At 66.8% G+C, this 16,984-nt stretch carries 17 protein-coding genes; 2 read left to right on the top strand and 15 right to left on the bottom strand.

Annotation, left to right across the window (positions count from 1 at the left end):
• Nucleotides 1–10: 10 nt before the first annotated feature.
• From AC1RVY_RS09140 to AC1RVY_RS09100, 9 genes are all read right to left on the bottom strand, one after another.
• Nucleotides 11–304, bottom strand: coding sequence for a hypothetical protein (locus tag AC1RVY_RS09140; protein ID WP_218294147.1), 294 nt, complete (start codon nt 302–304; stop codon nt 11–13).
• A gap of 51 nt (nt 305–355) precedes the next feature.
• Complete coding sequence (locus tag AC1RVY_RS09135) at nt 356–637, bottom strand: FixH family protein (protein WP_218294146.1); 282 nt, start codon at nt 635–637, stop codon at nt 356–358.
• A 72-nt stretch (nt 638–709) separates the two neighbouring features.
• Nucleotides 710–2,155: a cytochrome c oxidase accessory protein CcoG gene (gene ccoG, locus AC1RVY_RS09130; protein WP_492806321.1), complete on the bottom strand. Its 1,446-nt coding sequence runs from the start codon at nt 2,153–2,155 to the stop codon at nt 710–712.
• Between the two features lie 88 nt (nt 2,156–2,243).
• Nucleotides 2,244–3,164 (bottom strand): cytochrome-c oxidase, cbb3-type subunit III, encoded by a 921-nt coding sequence (gene ccoP / locus AC1RVY_RS09125; protein ID WP_218294144.1) that lies wholly within the window; start codon nt 3,162–3,164, stop codon nt 2,244–2,246.
• Nucleotides 3,165–3,188: 24 nt separating this feature from the next.
• A complete protein-coding gene (locus AC1RVY_RS09120; RefSeq protein WP_010460656.1) occupies nt 3,189–3,326 on the bottom strand; it encodes a cbb3-type cytochrome oxidase subunit 3 in 138 nt (45 codons plus the stop codon).
• Nucleotides 3,327–3,338: 12 nt separating this feature from the next.
• Nucleotides 3,339–3,971, bottom strand: coding sequence for a cytochrome-c oxidase, cbb3-type subunit II (gene ccoO / locus AC1RVY_RS09115; protein WP_218294143.1), 633 nt, complete (start codon nt 3,969–3,971; stop codon nt 3,339–3,341).
• Nucleotides 3,972–3,988: 17 nt separating this feature from the next.
• On the bottom strand, nt 3,989–5,428 hold the full coding sequence (gene ccoN / locus AC1RVY_RS09110; protein WP_218294142.1) for a cytochrome-c oxidase, cbb3-type subunit I: 1,440 nt from the start codon (nt 5,426–5,428) through the stop codon (nt 3,989–3,991).
• A gap of 64 nt (nt 5,429–5,492) precedes the next feature.
• Complete coding sequence (gene ccoS / locus AC1RVY_RS09105; protein WP_056169616.1) at nt 5,493–5,630, bottom strand: cbb3-type cytochrome oxidase assembly protein CcoS; 138 nt, start codon at nt 5,628–5,630, stop codon at nt 5,493–5,495.
• Entirely contained in the window at nt 5,630–8,074 is a 2,445-nt protein-coding gene (locus tag AC1RVY_RS09100) for a heavy metal translocating P-type ATPase (RefSeq protein ID WP_218294472.1), read from the bottom strand. The genes ccoS and AC1RVY_RS09100 overlap by 1 nt, the downstream gene beginning before the upstream one ends.
• 107 nt (nt 8,075–8,181) lie before the next feature.
• On the opposite strand from AC1RVY_RS09100, the gene AC1RVY_RS09095 reads away from it, so the two are divergent.
• Entirely contained in the window at nt 8,182–8,625 is a 444-nt protein-coding gene (locus AC1RVY_RS09095; RefSeq protein WP_218294141.1) for a universal stress protein, read from the top strand.
• A 170-nt stretch (nt 8,626–8,795) separates the two neighbouring features.
• A complete protein-coding gene (locus AC1RVY_RS09090) occupies nt 8,796–9,428 on the top strand; it encodes a TetR/AcrR family transcriptional regulator (RefSeq protein ID WP_492806317.1) in 633 nt (210 codons plus the stop codon).
• A 55-nt stretch (nt 9,429–9,483) separates the two neighbouring features.
• Here AC1RVY_RS09090 and AC1RVY_RS09085 read toward each other — a convergent pair whose 3' ends face one another.
• From AC1RVY_RS09085 to lgt, 6 genes are all read right to left on the bottom strand, one after another.
• Entirely contained in the window at nt 9,484–11,058 is a 1,575-nt protein-coding gene (locus AC1RVY_RS09085; protein ID WP_492806316.1) for a malonate--CoA ligase, read from the bottom strand.
• A 62-nt stretch (nt 11,059–11,120) separates the two neighbouring features.
• Complete coding sequence (locus AC1RVY_RS09080; RefSeq protein ID WP_492806315.1) at nt 11,121–11,924, bottom strand: enoyl-CoA hydratase/isomerase family protein; 804 nt, start codon at nt 11,922–11,924, stop codon at nt 11,121–11,123.
• A 140-nt stretch (nt 11,925–12,064) separates the two neighbouring features.
• Complete coding sequence (locus tag AC1RVY_RS09075; RefSeq protein WP_218294137.1) at nt 12,065–13,078, bottom strand: Bug family tripartite tricarboxylate transporter substrate binding protein; 1,014 nt, start codon at nt 13,076–13,078, stop codon at nt 12,065–12,067.
• Nucleotides 13,079–13,287: 209 nt separating this feature from the next.
• Nucleotides 13,288–14,787 (bottom strand): malonyl-CoA decarboxylase, encoded by a 1,500-nt coding sequence (locus tag AC1RVY_RS09070; RefSeq protein ID WP_218340944.1) that lies wholly within the window; start codon nt 14,785–14,787, stop codon nt 13,288–13,290.
• Entirely contained in the window at nt 14,787–15,455 is a 669-nt protein-coding gene (locus tag AC1RVY_RS09065; RefSeq protein ID WP_218294136.1) for a GntR family transcriptional regulator, read from the bottom strand. The genes AC1RVY_RS09070 and AC1RVY_RS09065 overlap by 1 nt, the downstream gene beginning before the upstream one ends.
• A 578-nt stretch (nt 15,456–16,033) precedes the next feature.
• Entirely contained in the window at nt 16,034–16,861 is an 828-nt protein-coding gene (gene lgt, locus AC1RVY_RS09060; protein WP_218294135.1) for a prolipoprotein diacylglyceryl transferase, read from the bottom strand.
• Nucleotides 16,862–16,984: the final 123 nt, after the last annotated feature.

Genomic DNA, 16,984 nt, shown 5'->3' with positions numbered 1-16,984 from the left:
GGTGCGCTGTTCAAGGGCAGGATGATGTCTTTCGGCAATCATCAGGGCGCTCGCCTTCAGGCACGGGGCAGCGGTTGAGTTCAAAGGGCGACATTGCCAGCAGCGTGGTCAACGCGCTGGAGGCCATGGTGATGGCCCAGAACGCAAAGAACGCGAGCGTGTAGACGCCCTGGCGCGACAGGGCCAGCGGCTGCCCGAACCAATGCAGGTCCTGCGGGTCCACCATCGCAAAAACCAGCATCTCCATCGCGCCCGCCATCAGAAAGGCGGGCCATGCAATCCACATCAGGCGTTGCGTCCACATCGGGGTTGTCTCCTGGTAAGGCCGCGCAGACCCGCTGCTCGGCCAGGGGTTTCAGCGTGGCTGGTCCTGAACCGGTGTCGCCGCGTGGTTGCGGCCCTTCATGGCCGGGGCCAGGCTCTTCTCCGGAGCCTCCAGCGTCTTGTTGATTTCGATGCCCTGGCGGTAGTAGTCCTCGGCGACCACGGGGTCTGGCCGCGAAATCGCCAGCCACAGCGTGACAAAACCCGCCACGATGACGATGGCAGGGCCGGCGATGATCAGCCAGACGTGGCCGAATTTCCACCAGGGCGCAGCGGTGGCGGGGGCGGAGCCGATGGCTGGATTGGATGGCATGGGTGCTTGCTCCTCAAAAATCTTCTCGGTCATACAAAGTCCCCGGTGCCGTGCACCGGGGTGCACGTCGCCTCATCGGGGCACCAGGAATACGGACTTCTCGGTCACATGGGCCGCAGCGCCCACCGCCTGCACATCGAACTGCACGGCATGGGAGCCCGGGGGCGCGGAGCCATACGGTATCTGCAGGCGCACGGCCACCCACCGGGACTCCGCGGGGCCAATGTCCACCTCGGCTTCAGAGGCCACCTCCAGCCCGTCCAGGCCGCGGGCGCCGATGCGGTAGCGCTGGGGGCCTTCGGTGGCGTTCATGATCTGCAGGCGGTAGATATTCTCCAGCTTGCCGCCCGCCACGATGCGCGACAGGGCCGCGCGGTCGCGCACCACATCCACCTTGAGCGGCGTGCGGGTGACCAAGCTGGCCATCATGCCCACGCACAGTGCCACCAGCACGGCGGTGTAGATCAGCACGCGAGGCCGCAGGACGCGCCGCAGGATCTGCGACTGGCTCCAGCGCTGCGCCACGCCGTTCTGCGTGGAAAAGCGGATCAGCCCCCGGGGGTAGTGCATCTTGTCCATCACCGTGTTGCACGCATCCACGCACAGTCCGCAGCCAATGCACTCGTACTGCAGGCCCTTGCGGATATCGATGCCCACGGGACACACCTGCACGCACAAGGTGCAGTCAATGCAGTCGCCCAGGCCCTTGGCCTTGTGGTCGATCGTCTTGTTGCGCGGGCCGCGCGGCTCGCCGCGTTCCACGTCATAGCTCACGATCAGGGTGTCCCGGTCGAACATCGCGCTCTGAAAGCGCGCGTAGGGGCACATGTACTTGCACACCTGCTCGCGCATGTAGCCCGCATTGCCATACGTGGCAAAGCCGTAGAACAGCACCCAGAATATCTGCCAGTTGCCCTGCAGCGCCAGCAGTTCCGCGCCGAGCTCGCGGATGGGAACGAAATAGCCCACGAACGTGAACCCCGTCCACAGCGCCACGGTGATCCATACCACCTGTTTGAGAAACTTCTTGCGGATCTTCTCGAAGGTCCAGGGCCCGTTGTCCAGCCGCAGCCGGGCACTGCGATCGCCTTCGATCTTGTGCTCGATCCACATGAACATTTCGGTGTAGACCGTCTGGGGACAGGCGAAACCGCACCACAGCCGCCCCGCCACGGCCGTGAACAGGAAAAGCGACAGCGCCGAGATGATGAGCAGGCCCGTGAGATAGATGAAGTCCTGCGGATAGAGCACCAGCCCGAAAATATAGAACCGCCGTGCCCCCAGGTCGAACAGCACCATCTGGCGCTGCCCCCACTCGAACCAGGGAAGGCCGTAAAAGACCAGTTGCGTGAGAAACACCATGCCCCAGCGCCAGCGTGCGAACAGGCCACTGATGGAGCGCGGGTAAATCTTCTTCTGCGCTTCGTACAAGGAGACGATCTCGCCCTCGGACGAGGCATCGGATGCAACCGGTGCAATCGGAATGACCTTGCGGGCTGGCCCGCTGGGTGGCTTCATGGTGGTGTCGACCTATTGGCTTGGTGTGTCTTCAGCAATGGGGCAAAAAACCGGGGGCAGCGCCAGGGGGCGCACCACCCGGCCCGGATCAGCGCACCGCGGCAGCCTGCTTGCCGTTGGACAGGCCCCATACGTACGCAGACAGCACGCCGATCTGCGCTTCCGTCAACTTGTCGGCCTGGGCCGGCATCTGGTTGACCTTGCCGTTGTTGACCATGGCGGTAATGGCCGCCTCGCCCCAGCCATGCAGCCAGACGTCGTCGGTCAGATTGGGGGCACCCAGCGCCTGGTTGCCCTTGCCGTCCATGCCATGGCAGGCCGCGCATGCCGTGAACTTGGACTTGCCCAGCGAAGCACGCAGCGAATCGTGCGGGCTGCCCGACAGGCTCAGCACATAGTGCGACAGGTTGCGCACGTCTTCGGGCGTGCCCACTGCGGCCGCCATGGGAGGCATGTTGCCCACACGGCCCTTCTCGATCGTTTCACGGATCTTCTCGGGCGCCCCGCCATGGAGCCAGTCACCGTCCGCCAGATTGGGGAAACCCTTGCTGCCGCGCGCGTCGGAACCATGGCACTGAGCGCAGTTGTTCATGAACAGGCGCTCGCCAATGGCCTGGGCCTGCGGGTCCCTGGCCACGTCTTCCGGCTTCATCGAGGCGAAACGGGCATACAGCGGCTCCAGTTCAGCCTTGGCCTTGGCCATCTCGGCTTCGTATTCGCCCTTCTGCGTCCAGTTCAGCTTGCCGGTGAAACTGCCAAGGCCTGGGTAGGCGGCCAGGTAGCCGAAGCCGAAGACGATGGTGATGACGAACAGCCAGACCCACCAACGCGGCAGGGGGTTGTTCATTTCGACCAGGTCCTCGTCCCAGACGTGGCCCGTGGTGTTGTCGGCCGTGGCCATCACCTTCTTGCGGCCTGCCATCCATAGCAGGATGCCGCAGGCGATGATGCCGACCAGGGTCAGCGTGGTCACAAAGACCGACCAGAAATTGCTGGTGAAGTCACTCATGGGGTGTTCTCGTTCTGGTGGGGGTCAATCTTGTTCAAAGGGCAGCCGAGCGGCCTCGTCAAACCGGGCCTTGTTGCGGCCCCGGTAGGCCCAGACCCAGATGCCGACGAAGCAGGCCATCGAGGCCAGCGTGGCGACGATGCGCATGGTGGTGATGTCCATTGCGAACCTCCTTTACTTGAGCGCACGGCCCATGACTTGCAGGTAGGCGACCAGCGCCTCCATCTCGGTCTTGCCCTTGACGTCGGCCGCGGATGCCGCGATCTGCTCGTCCGTGTAGGGCACGCCGACGGTGCGCAGCGCCTTCATGCGCGGCGCAACGCTCGCGGGGTCCACCGCGTTCTTTTCCAGCCAGGGATAGGCGGGCATGTTCGACTCAGGCACCACGTCGCGCGGGTTGTTCAGGTGGATGCGGTGCCACTCATCGCTGTACTTGCCGCCCACGCGGTGCAGGTCGGGTCCGGTGCGCTTGCTGCCCCACTGGAAGGGATGGTCGTACACGAACTCGCCCGCTACCGAGTAGTGGCCGTAGCGCAGCGTCTCGGCGCGGAAGGGGCGGATCATCTGCGAATGGCAGTTGTAGCAGCCCTCGCGGATATAGATGTCGCGGCCCACCAGTTGCATGGCGTTGTAGGGCTCCACACCCTTGACCGCCTCGGTCGTGGACTTCTGGAAGAACAGCGGCACGATCTCCACCAGGCCGCCAATGGCGATCACGAGCAGGATCAGCACGATCATCAGGAAGTTGTTGGTCTCGACTTTCTCGTGGGAGAAGCCGGTCGAAGAAGATGGATTGTTGTTGGACATGGGTTATCTCCTTCGGCTCAGGCGTGCGCCGCATTCACGGCGGGAATGGCAACCTTGACCGAACGGCCCGAGATCGCTGTCACCCACACGTTCCAGGCCATGACCACCATGCCCCCCAGATACAGCAGGCCGCCAGCCACACGGATCACATAGAAGGGGTACGTGGCCTTCACGCTCTCGACGAAGGTGTAGGTGAGCGTGCCATCGGGATTGATGGCGCGCCACATCAGGCCCTGCATCACGCCGGCGATCCACATGGCGGCGATGTACAGGACGATGCCGATGGTGGCCATCCAGAAGTGCAGCTCGATCGCCTTGATGGAGTGCATCTTCTCGCGGCCGAACAGGCGGGGAACCAGGTAGTACAGCGACCCCATCGAGATCAGACCCACCCAGCCCAGGGCGCCGGAGTGCACGTGGCCCACGGTCCAGTCGGTGTAGTGGCTCAGGGCATTGACGGTCTTGATGGACATCATCGGGCCCTCGAACGTGGACATGCCGTAGAACGACAGCGACACGATCAGGAAACGCAGGATCGGGTCGTCGCGCAGCTTGTGCCAGGCGCCGGACAGCGTCATCACGCCGTTGATCATGCCGCCCCAGCTGGGGGCCAGCAGGATCAGCGAGAACACCATGCCCACCGATTGCGTCCAGTCGGGCAGCGCGGTGTAGTGCAGGTGGTGGGGACCGGCCCACATGTAGGTGAAGATCAGCGCCCAGAAGTGGACGATGGACAGGCGGTAGCTGTACACCGGACGGCCTGCCTGCTTGGGGATGAAGTAGTACATCATCCCGAGGAAGCCCGCCGTGAGGAAGAAGCCCACGGCATTGTGGCCATACCACCACTGCACCATCGCATCCTGCACGCCCGCATAGGCCGAGTAGCTCTTCATGAAGCCGGCGGGAATCGCTGCGCTGTTGACCACATGCAGCAATGCCACCGCCAGGATGAACGCACCGAAGAACCAGTTGGCCACATAGATGTGCTTGACCTTGCGCACACCGATGGTGCCGAAGAACACGATGGCGTAGGACACCCAGACCAGCGTGATCAGGATGTCGATGGGCCATTCAAGCTCGGCGTACTCCTTGCCGGAGGTGTAGCCCAGCGGCAGGCTGATGGCGGCGGCCACGATGACCAGCTGCCAGCCCCAGAACGTGAACGCCGCCAGCGGCCCGGCGAACAACCGGACCTGGCTGGTGCGCTGCACCACGTAGTAGCTTGTGGCAAACAGCGCGCAGCCGCCAAACGCAAAAATCACCGCGTTGGTGTGCAGGGGGCGCAAGCGCCCGTAGCTGAGCCAGGGTATGCCAAAGTTGAGTTCAGGCCAGGCCAGCTGGGCGGCGATGATGACGCCCACCAGCATGCCAACCACCCCCCATACCACGGCCATGATAGAAAACTGCCGCACCACCGTGTCGTTGTAGTGCGCAGCATTTGTTTTTGGAGAATCCATCGGGCACCTCTTTGTATTGCATTAAGAGTTTGTTGCAGCCAGCTTTTCAGGGCATTGACACAAGTCAATCGTCTCGGAGAATCCGTTCACCTTCTTGCTCGACGCTCTCGAACTGGCCGTGATGAACCGCCCACCACAGTCCTGCAAGAACCATCAAGACCAGCACCACGGACAGCGGAATCAGCAGGTACAGAATGTCCATCAGGCGGCCTTCAGCGTTGTCTTGGTGATTTCAATGGCCGGAGCACCCTCTGGCGGCAGCGGCGCCGCGCCCGAGGAAGACAACGGCGGAAGATCTCGTGCGAGGCGCGCGGCATTGAGGACCACCAGCAGCGAACTCAGCGCCATTCCCAGCCCGGCAAGCCAGGCGGGCATGAAACCCGCCACGGCCAATGGAACACACAGGGCGTTGTAGCCCGCGGCCCACCACAGGTTCTGGCGCACCACACGCAGGGTGCGCCGCGCCAGCAGCACCGTTTGCGGCACCAGCGCCAGGCTGTCGCCCAGCACGACAAAATCGGCCTGCGCCTGCGCCAGCGGCACGGCGCGGCCAAACGCGAAGGACACATGGGCGCCTGCCAGCACCGGGCCATCGTTCATGCCATCGCCCACCATGGCCACGTGGTGGCCGCCGGCCTGCAGCGCCTGCAACGCGGCCAGCTTGCCCTGGGGCGTGCACTCCCCCGCCGCCTGCGCTATGCCCGCCTGCGCAGCCACGCGCCGCACCGACACGGCCCGGTCACCGGACAGCAGCTGCACCGCCATGCCGGCATCCGCCAACGTCGTCACCACGGCCGGGGCCTCGGCGCGCAGAGCCTCCACCAGGTCGAAGCGCGCCAGTTCCAGCACCCGCCCGTCGGGGCGCTGTTCCGACAGCACCACCTGCAGTGCGGCGCCGTCCTGCGGCGCCACGCCCGCATGGCGAGCGGAGCCCAGCCGGAACGTGCGGGCAGGCTCCGCGCCCAGGCCATCCCGCGCCACGGCCACCAGGCCGAGCCCGGCTTCCTCCTGCAGGCCGCTCACGATCCAGCGCCCGTCGTCCTGCGCGCCAGCAGCGGCCACCACGGCGCGCGATGCGGGATGCATCGATTGGCGCGCCAAGGCGGACGCCAGCGCCAGCGCGCCCCGCGCCGTCCATCCTTCGGTGGCATGCACGGCTTGCAATGCCATGCCGTCCCGCGTGAGTGTGCCGGTCTTGTCAAACACCACGGTATCCACACGGGCCAAGGCCTCCAGGCCCTGCAGGTTGCGCACCAGCACGCCATGGCGCGCCAGCGTGCCCGCCGCCGTGAGCATGGCGACCGGTGTGGCCAGGGACAGTGCGCAGGGGCAGGTCACGATGAGGACCGCCACCGCCACCATCAGCGCATGGCCAGGATCGGAGGGCCACCAATACGCGGCCGCCAGGGCCGCGGCCGCGAGCACCGCCACCAGGAACGGCCGCGCGATGCGGTCGGCCAGCTGTGCCAGCCGGGGTTTCTGCAGCGACGCGCTTTCCATCAAGGCCACGATCTGCGCGAAGCGCGTCTGCCCGCCCGTGCCCTCCACCTGCACCTCCACCGGCGCCTGCAGGTTGTAGCTGCCGGCCGTGACCACGCTGCCCACAGGCCGCGCCACCGGGGTGGACTCTCCCGTCAGAAGGGATTCGTCGGCCTGGGTGCTGCCCCGGGTGATGCGCCCATCGGCCGGAAAGGCCTCCCCCGGCAGCACGCGGATCGTGTCCCCCACGGCCAGGCGGCGTGTGGCCACGCGCACGAAACTGCCATCCGCCGAGCGCCGCTCCACGCTGTCGGGCAGGCGGTTCATCACGGCTTCCAGCGCGCCGGCAGTGCGGTCGCGCAGGCGCAGTTCGAGCCAGCGCCCCGTGAGCAGGAAAAAGACGAACATGGTCAGCGAGTCGTAGTACACCTCTTTCCCGAAGATGCCCGTGGGGTCGAAGGTCCCGGCCGTGCTCACCGCGAAAGTGATGGCCATGCCCAGCGCCACGGGCAGGTCCATGCTCACGCGGCGCAACCGGATATCGCGCAGCGCGCTGGAGAAGAAGGGTCCGCACGCAAAGACCACCATCGGCAAGGTAATGACCCAGGAAGCCCAGCGCAGCAGCTGCTCCATCTCCTGCGTGAGGTCGCCCGGCTGTGCCACATAGGCCGGCCACGCGTACATCATGACCTGCATCATGCAAAAACCCGCCACCAGCCAGCGCCACAGCGCGCGGCGGCTCTCGCGCAGGCGCTGCTCGCGTGCAAAGGCGTCCATGGCGGGCATGGCGCGGTAGCCTGCCTTGTGCACTGCTTGCATCCACTGCGAGGGGCGCACCTGCGCCGGGTGCCAGACCACGCGCGCGCGCCGCGTGGCGGCGCTCACATCGGCCTGCTGCACGCCCGGCACGGCGCGCAGCGCGTCTTCGATGGTGAGCGCGCAGGCCGCGCAGTGCATGCCCTCCAGCACCACCTGGGATTCCCAGGCGCACGCGGCAAGGTCCGCGGGAGCACCACCCGCCTGAGCACACGGGCGGCCGAATGCCGACCATTCCTGCGGGTCGTCCAGCAGCACGGCCTGCGGAGCGGGCGCGGCCGCCGGCCACGCGTCCGTCCCGGCATCTGTCTGATGCACCGGGGATGAGGCCGGCGCACCGGGTCCAAACATTGACATGGTTCAAGCCTATCGTGAGGGCCCGGCAGGTACATTGACCTGGATCAAGCCCCGGAACATGATTGATCCTAAGCTTGTTCCATCACTTTGAGGAGCCCTTTATGTACAAACGCATCCTGATTGCCACGGACGGTTCGGCCCTGTCGGACAAAGCGGTGGAGCACGGCCTGTCCCTTGCAGCCCTGTCGGGCGCCACGGTGGTGGCCCTCAAGGTCGTGCCACGCTATCCCCGCAGCTACTTTGAAGGCGGCATGCCGGTCGACATGAGCGACGTCAAGCGCATCGAGAAACAGTGGGGCGACGCCGCGCAGGCCATGGTCGATGGCGTCAAGACCGAAGGCATCGCCCAGGGCGTTGCCGTGAAGGCCGTCATCGCCAAATCCGATCTCGTCGCGGAAGCGGTGATCTCCGCCGCCAAGAAACACAAGTGCGACCTGATCGTCATGGCATCGCACGGCCGCAAGGGGCTCAAGCGCCTGCTGCTGGGCAGCGAAACCCAGCATGTGCTCACGCACTCGCACATCCCCGTGCTGGTGCTGCGCTGAGCACAGGGCAGAGGCCCCGCCGCGCGGGCCTTGCCCAACGGCAGGGTCGGACCCACGGCCCTGGCCCTGGCCGCCCCCGCGGAGCGGGCTGAAGGCACGCGGCGCATGCAGGCCTGCCGGCAACATACAGGTCTGTATCACATCTCCGCGCGATGTGGGAAAATCTGCGCATGAGACCACCTGGAACCCGTGACGGCACCCCGTCCTCGCGAGCTGCCTCCTCCGCCACGCCCGCGGCCATGCCGCCCGGCGATGTGCAGCAACGCATCCTCGACACCGCTTCCCAGCTTTTCTACAACGAAGGCGTTCGCGCGGTGGGCATCGACCTGATCATCGAGCGCGCGAAGATCGCCAAGACCAGCCTCTACCGCTACTACCGCACCAAGGATGACCTGATCGCGGCCTTCCTGGAGCGCGAAGACCGCGAGTTCTGGCAGCAATGGGACGACGTTGTCTCAACGCACGGCCCCGATCCCGCGGCGGAGCTCGACGCCCTGCTCCAGTGGGTGGGCGAGCGGGTGGCCCGCCCGGGCTACCGGGGATGCCCCCAGCTGAACGTGGCCGCGGAATTCGCGGACCCCGCGCACCCTGCCCGCGCCATCTCGGCCCGCCACAGGCTGGAGCAGCGCAAGCGGCTTTCGGCGCTGTGCCGGCGGCTCGGTGTGAAAAAGCCGGACGTGACCGCCGCCCAGCTCTCGCTGCTCGTGGATGGCGCGTTCAGCAGCGGGGCGCTGCTGCTGGGCGACAGCGCGGCCAAGGCCCTGCGGGCGGCCGGACGCGCCCTGGTCGGCGGCGGGCACTGACTGCGACGGGCAGGTGCCAGCAGGCCGCGCCTGCGGCAGCCGCCAGCCCACGGGGTCAGGAAAACAGTGCCTTGTGCTGCTCGCGCAGAAGGTTCTTCTGCACCTTGCCCATGGTGTTGCGCGGCAACTCGTCGGCCACGAAGCAGCGCTTGGGGATCTTGAAGTTGGCCAGCTGCGACTTGAGCCGCGCCACGATGGCCTCGCCGTCGAGCTTCACGCCCGGCTTGGCGATGACCACGGCCACGCCCACTTCGCCGAAGTCCGGGTGCGGCACGCCCACCAGGGCGCTTTCGGCCACGCCGGGCATGTCGTTGATGTAGCCCTCGATCTCGGCGGGGTAGACGTTGTAGCCGCCGCTGATGATCAGGTCCTTGCTGCGGCCCACGATGCTCACGTAGCCGCGCTCGTCCACCTTGCCCACGTCACCGGTCTTGAACCAGCCGTCAGGCGTGAACTCCTCGGCCGTCTTCTCGGGCATGCGCCAGTAGCCCTTGAACACGTTGGGGCCCTGAACCTGGATGTTGCCGATCTCGCCCACGGGCAGCGGCTTGTTGGCATCGTCCACCACGCGCAGGCCCACGCCGGGCAGCGGGAAGCCCACGGTGGCGCCGCGCCGCTCGGTCTGGCCGGCATGGCGCGCATCGGCCGCGTAGGGGTTGGAGGTGAGCATGATGGTCTCGCTCATGCCGTAGCGCTCCAGGATGGTGTGGCCGGTGCGCTGCTGCCATTCGTTGAAGGTCTCGATGAGCAGCGGCGCCGAGCCCGCGACGAACAGGCGCATGTTCTTCGCCGCCTCCTTGGTGAGGCCGGCCTCGCCCAGCAGGCGCACGTAGAGCGTGGGCACGCCCATGAAGACGGTGGCGCGCGGCATGGCGGCGAGCACGGCCTTGGGGTCGAATTTGCTGAACCAGATCATCTTGCTGCCATTGATCAGCGCGCCGTGGATGGCCACGAACAGGCCGTGCACGTGGAAGATGGGCAGGGCGTGGATCAGCACGTCGCCACGGCCATCAGGCCCTCCGGTAGCCGTCCAGCCCCAGTACTCCTTGAGCACCTGCGCGTTCGACAGCAGGTTGCCGTGCGTAAGCATGGCGCCCTTGCTGCGGCCCGTGGTGCCGCTGGTGTACAGGATGGCGGCCAGGTCATCGGCCGCGCGCTGCACGGGCGTGTGGCTGTCGCCATGGTGCGCCGCGCGCTCCAGCAGGCTGCCGGTGCGGTCGTCGCCCAGGGTAAAGACGTGCTGCGTGCCCAGCGTGAAGGCGATCTTCGACACCCAGCCGAAGTTGCCCGGGCTGCACACCACCACCGCAGGCTCGGCGTTGCCGATGAAGTACTCGATCTCGGCGCTCTGGTAGGCCGTGTTGAGCGGCAGGAACACGTAGCCCGCGCGCAAGGTGGCGAGGTACAGCAGCATGGCTTCGACCGACTTTTCCACCTGCACGGCCACGCGGCTGCCCTCGGGCAGCTTGAGCGAGGCCAGCAGGTTGGCGATGCGCGCGCTGGCATGGTCCAGGTCGGCCCAGCTGTAGTGCAGCGGGGTGCCGTCGGGCGCCGTGGTTTCCACGGCGGTGCGGCCCAGGTCGGAGGGAAAGGCTGCGCGCAGGGCGCTGAAGAGGTTGTGTTGGCTCATGGCAGTTGGACGGGGTTGCAAATGGTCAGATCCACAAGAGGAATGGAAATGGGCAAGGCCCATCAAAACAGGGGGGCGCGTTTTTCAAGGAACGCAGTGATGCCTTCGCGGTGCTCGGCGCTGTCCGCGTACGCATAGGGGTCAGGCACATCGCTTGCTATATCTTTAATAGCTGATTGCGCATTTACAGCAGGCGCCACAGGCACTTTCAATGCCCGAAATGTCTGTTTGTTCATGCGGGCGGCCTGGGGTGCCAGCGCGGCAATGCGCTGCGCGCTGCCCACCGCCTCGGTGGCCGTCCTGTCATCGGCCACCACGCGGCTCAGGAAACCGCGCGCCAGCATGTCGGCGGCGCTGAAGGTGGCGGCTTCCAGCAGCATCTGCCGGGCCGTCACATCGCCCACGGCGCCGGCCACCAGCTGCGCCTCGCGGGGGGCCATGGGGAAGCCGAGCTTGGCGATGGGGGCACCAAAGCGGGCCGTACCGCCCGCGATGCGGATGTCGCAGCAGCTGGCGATCTCCACCCCGGCACCCATGCAGGCCCCGCTGATCTGGGCCACGATGGGGACGTCGCACAGGAGCATGGCGCTCAGCCCGCCCCAGACGTCGTTCTCATGGAAATCGCGCAAGGCCGCGGTGTCGAAGCGAAAGCCCGGGTACTCCGAAATGTCGCCCCCCGCGCAGAAGGCATCGCCCTCGCCGGCGATGAGCACGCAGCGCACATCGCTGCGCCGCTGGATGTCTTGAAACACCTCGCGCAGTTGCCGCCACATGCCCCGCGACATCGCGTTCAGCCGCCCGGCATGGCGCAAGGTGACATGCACCACGCCACGCTCACCGGCATCCATCAACACTTCACCTGACATATTCGTTGCCCATCACGTTTGCAAAGTCCACGCCCCACAACAACTGGCGCAACGCCATCGCCAGTGCCACCGTGGAACTGGCTCTGCCAGGCCACGGGTGGCGTCCCCCTCAGGGGGATGGCGCGAAGCGCCTCAGGGGGTCAATCAAGTTTCGCGCCAGAAGCCTTCACCACCGCCGCCCAGCGCTTGACCTCGCTGCTGACCATGCCGGCGAACTGCTGCTGCGTGAGGCCGCCGTATTCGGCGCCATTGCTGGCCCAGATGGTCTTGAGCTCGTCGGCCGCGCCGAGCTTGCGGATCTCCTCGACGATGCGCGCCTGAACATCGGCCGGCGTTCCCTTGGGCGCCCACAGGCCATACCAGGTGGTCACGGTGTAGTCGGGCAGGCCCACTTCGGAAGCGCAGGGCACGTCCGGGAAGGCCGCGTTGCGCTTGGAGCCGGACACCATCAGCGCCTTGATGCGCCCCGCCTTGATATGCGCGGCCGACGAACCCAGGCCATCGAACATCATGTCCACCTGCCCACCGATCAGGTCCTGCAGCGCAGGGCCCGCGCCACGGTAGGGGATGTGCGTGATGAAGGTGTTGGTCTGCTGCTTGAACAGCTCGCCCGCCAGATGGTGCGATGTGCCCGCGCCCGCCGAGCCGTAGTTGAGCTTGGCGGGGTTGCGCTTGACATGGTCCATGAACTGCTGGAAGTTGCCCACCGGCACGTTCTTCGGGTTGACCACCACCACCTGCGGCACGTTGGCCAGCAGGTACAGCGGAATGAAATCCTTCTCGATGTCGTAGTCGAGCTTGGGGTACATCGACGGGGCGATGGCGTGATGCACCGCGCCCATGAACAGCGTGTACCCGTCGGGCGCGGCCTTGGCGGCAAAACTGGCCCCCACGGTGCCCCCCGCCCCGCCCCGGTTGTCGATCACCAGCGTCTTGCCGGTGGCGCGGGAAAACTGCGCGGCCAGCGGCCGTGCGAACGCATCGGTGCCGCCTCCGGCCGGAAAGGGGACGACCAGGTTCACGGGCTTGGAGGGCCAGGCGGAGGCCTGCGCCCAGCTGCCGCCGCTGCCCAGGCCCAGGCCCGCTGCCGCCGCTGCGGCCAGCAGGCTGCGGCGCTGCACCGCTCGGTCGTCGATTCGCATGTTGTCTGTCATTTCCTTGTCTCCTGTCGTCGTTGTAAAAATGGAAACCGGCCCGTGGCGTGCGATCGGCCATCGGCCACCGGTTGCTGCCTGCACTTCTACCAGAAAGACGCCGCGCCCCGGGCGCCACGCCTGCCAGGCGGGCAGGTCAGCCGCCTTTCGGCCCCCGGCCCACCGGCCCAGGGCCAAAACAGTGCCGCCCGCCGCGCGGGCGGCACGGATCAATCACCACGGCACAGGCTGTCGATGTCCCCCGACACCGGCACCTTGCCCTGCGCAAGCAGGCTGCGGTGCTTGTCGATGCGCTTGAGGTCATACAGATAGTTCACCATCAGCCCGTACGACTGCTTGAGCCCCTTGCCGGAAGGATCGCCCGCCCAGTTCAGCCGCTCAACCCGCGCGCCGTTGCCCAGGTGAAAGCGTGCCACCGGGTCGACCGGCTTGCCTTCGTGCAGTTCGCGCCCCAGGTAGCGGGCGGCGCATTCCAGCAGCATCTGGCGCACGGGCGATTTGGCGTCAAGCTCCAGGGCCTTGTCGATGGCGGCCAGCAGGTGCGTGGGCTGCGGGGGCTCGAAGCCCACCGCGCGGCCCAGCTCGGCGCGGCGCTTGTCATCCAGGCGCTCGAGCATCGCGCCCGCGTGCTTGCCCAGCCACGAGCGGAAGCCCGGAATGGGCGACAGCGTGGCAAAGGTGCGCAGCCGCGGGAACTCGGCGGTGAGCGTCTCCACCACGTGCTTGATGAGCGAATCGCCAAAGCTCACGCCGCGCAGGCCCGTCTGTGTGTTGCTGATCGAGTAGAAGATCGCCGTGGTGGCCCGGGAGATGTCCACCGGTGCGGCCGCCTCGTCCAGCAAGGGCGTGATGCTGGCAGAAATCTTGTCCACCAGTGCCACCTCCACGAAGATCAGCGGCTCGTTGGGCAGGCGCGGGTGAAAGAAGCCGTAGCAGCGCCGGTCGCTGTCGAGCCGGTTCTTGAGGTCCGCCCAGCTGCGGATGTCATGCACGGCCTCGTACTTGATGAGCTTTTCGATCAGCGAGGCCGGCGAATCCCACGACAGGCGGCGCAGCTCCAGGAAGGCCACGTCGAACCAGGTGGAGAACAGGTGTTCCAGCTCCGCATCCAGCGCCAGCAGGCGCTTGTCGGCCTTGAGCAGCGGCAGCAGCTCGGCCCGCATGTCCACCAGGAAGCGCATGCCCTCGGGAAACACGGAAAAGCGCTGCAGCAGCCGGGTGCGCGGCGACACCAGCGCGCGGCGCAGGCTGATCTCGGCCTGCCCCTCCTCGGCCGTGCCCGCCGCGGCCTCGTAGCGCTGGCGGGCCGACTTGAAGCGCGTGGCGTCGGGCGCGAACTGCTCGCACATCAGGAGCCACATGTCGCGCCGCTCCTCGGTCTCGGCCCTGGCATACCACTCGGCCACCGCCTGGGCGCGGCGCCCGCCCTCGAGCTCACTCACCTGCGGGGCCACCACCTCCTGCAGGTCCGCCAGCAGGCGGCGCAGCGCGCGCGGCGACAGCGCCTCCTGCCCGCGGCGCAGCGTCGCCTGCAGACGTTCGTGCGTGGAGCGCGGCACGGCCACCTTGGCCACCACATCCGTCACCGACTTGTCGATGGCGGCCCTCGCGGGCTTCTCGCCGGACTTGTCGGCCGCCTTGTCCGTGGCAGGCGCGGCGGTGCGCAGGCGGGACACGCTGCGGGCGATCCATTCGGGGGTACTGTTCATCATGGTGTCAGCCTCGATTGCTGGTTGCGGGCAACGTCGCGCAGCGCATCGCGCTGGCGCAACAGGTGGGTGCGCATGGCCTCCTCGGCAGCGTCGCAGTCGCGCGCCTTGAGCGCGGCGAACACGGCCAGGTGCTCGGCCAGGCTTTGCTGCAGGCGGCCCGGCGCATGCAGCGTCTGCAGCCGCGCCAGCCGCAGGATCTTGCGCAGGTCGCCGATCACCTGCGCCAGCCAGCGGTTGTCCGCCAGCGTGATGAAGGCCTCATGGATCGCGTAGTTGGCTTCGTAGTAGTCGGTAAGGAGTCCGTCCGAGGCGCACTGCTGCAGGCGCTCGTGCAGCACCTCCAGCGCCGCGACGTCGGCGGCGCCCGCCTTGCGGGTGGCCTCGTGCGCGGCCCGCCCCTCCAGCAAGGCGATCACCGGGAACAGGTCGTCCAGGTCGCGTTCGGAGATCTCTGCCACGAAGCACCCCCGGCGCGGCTCGTGGCGCAGCAGGCCCTCGGCCACCAGCACCTTGAGCGCCTCGCGCAGCGGCGTGCGCGAAATGGCCAGCCGCTCGCACAGCGCCGCCTCGTCCAGAAAACTCCCCGGCGGCAAGGCCCCGGCGAAGATCTGCTCGCGCAGCCGCGAGGCGGCTTCGTCGTGCAATGAGTTGGGAATCGGGCGCATGGTGCGGGTGAACTCCAGTGGCAGAGGCGGCACAGTCAGATCCTCTGACGCCTTTGGCCGCCAACACGCCGCCAAAAGCTCACAAATACCGGGCTTTCTCTGATTTCTATGTAATTTCTCATAATTATGAAAAATTACAAGACCTGAAACGTCCAATTCGTTGAATTTCGCAAAAAAATGCGGGCCGGTGGCACCCACACCACATCCGCGCGCACTCAGCGGGCCATCGGAGCACGCTGGAAGAGGTCACGGAGAAGCCAGGCGCTTCGCGCACGTCGGGATGAGGTTGGCGGGGCTGCCCGCCCCCAGTGGCAAGGCCCGCACGGCCGCCGGACTCACTGGAAAACCGGTGCCCCAGGCCCTGCAGGACGCGCCGCGCGCATGGCACGGGTTCGGGTTCGGCGCCAGCCAGGGCCCCGCCGCGAAGGAGCGCCCTGAGGAAGGCAGCGGAAGAAGCCGCGTGCGCAAGCCCGCCACCCCGCAATACAGGCTGCGGGATGAGCAGTCGGCCACAACCCGCTGTTTGCTATATTTTCAATAGCTGCCAGCGCTTGATCATCAAGCGTCAGAAGTATTTTTTACTTGAAACCGGGCACGGGGGCCGGCTGCCGCTGTGCCCACAGCCACAGCGCGACGCCGGCGACGATCATGGGCACGCAGAGCCATTGGCCCATGCTCATGCCCAGCGACAGGACGCCCAGGAAGGCGTCGGGCTCCCGGAAATACTCGGCGATGAAGCGGAACGCGCCGTAGCCCACAAGGAACGCCGCCGCCACCTGGCCCTGGCGGCGCTCCTTGCGCGCATAGAGCCACAGCAGGATGAACAGCAGCAGCCCTTCCAACAGGAACTGATAGATCTGCGACGGGTGGCGTGGCTGCATGGAGCCGCTGTGCGCGAAGACCATGCCCCACGGCAGGTCGGGGCTGGAAAAGCGGCCCCACAGCTCGCCGTTGATGAAGTTGCCGACCCGCCCCGCCGCCAGCCCCGTGGGCACGCAGGGCGCCACGAAGTCGGCCACCTGCAGCCACGGACGCTTGCGCGAATGGGCAAACCACAGCATCGCCGCAATCACGCCCAGCAGCCCGCCGTGAAAGGCCATGCCCCCCTGCCACACCGCGAAGATCTCCAGCGGGTGGCTCAGGTAGTAGCCGGGCTTGTAGAACAGGCAGTAGCCCAGGCGCCCACCGACCACCACGCCTGCCACGCCGAGGAACAGGATGTCCTCCACATCCTTGCGCGTCCACGCGCCGGGCCCCGTGATGGACGCGAATGGCGGGTGCCGCAGCCGGGCGATGCCCAGCAGCATGAACAGCCCGAAGGCCGCCAGGTAGGTCAGGCCATACCAGTGGATGGCCAGCGGGCCCACTTGCAGGGCGACGGGATCGATGTGGGGGTAGATCAGCATTTGGGCGGTATTGTGCCCGCGCGCCGTGGCGGAGGGCAGCCGGCAGCCCCGCGGGGCGTGGGGGCAGCCGCGGCGCGGGCCGCGCGCCCCATTTGCGCCCCAATGAGAACGCTTCTGATCCCG

The sequence above is a fragment of the Acidovorax sp. GW821-FHT11A03 genome (assembly GCF_058809075.1).
This window is presented reverse-complemented; position numbering and strand designations above follow the sequence as displayed.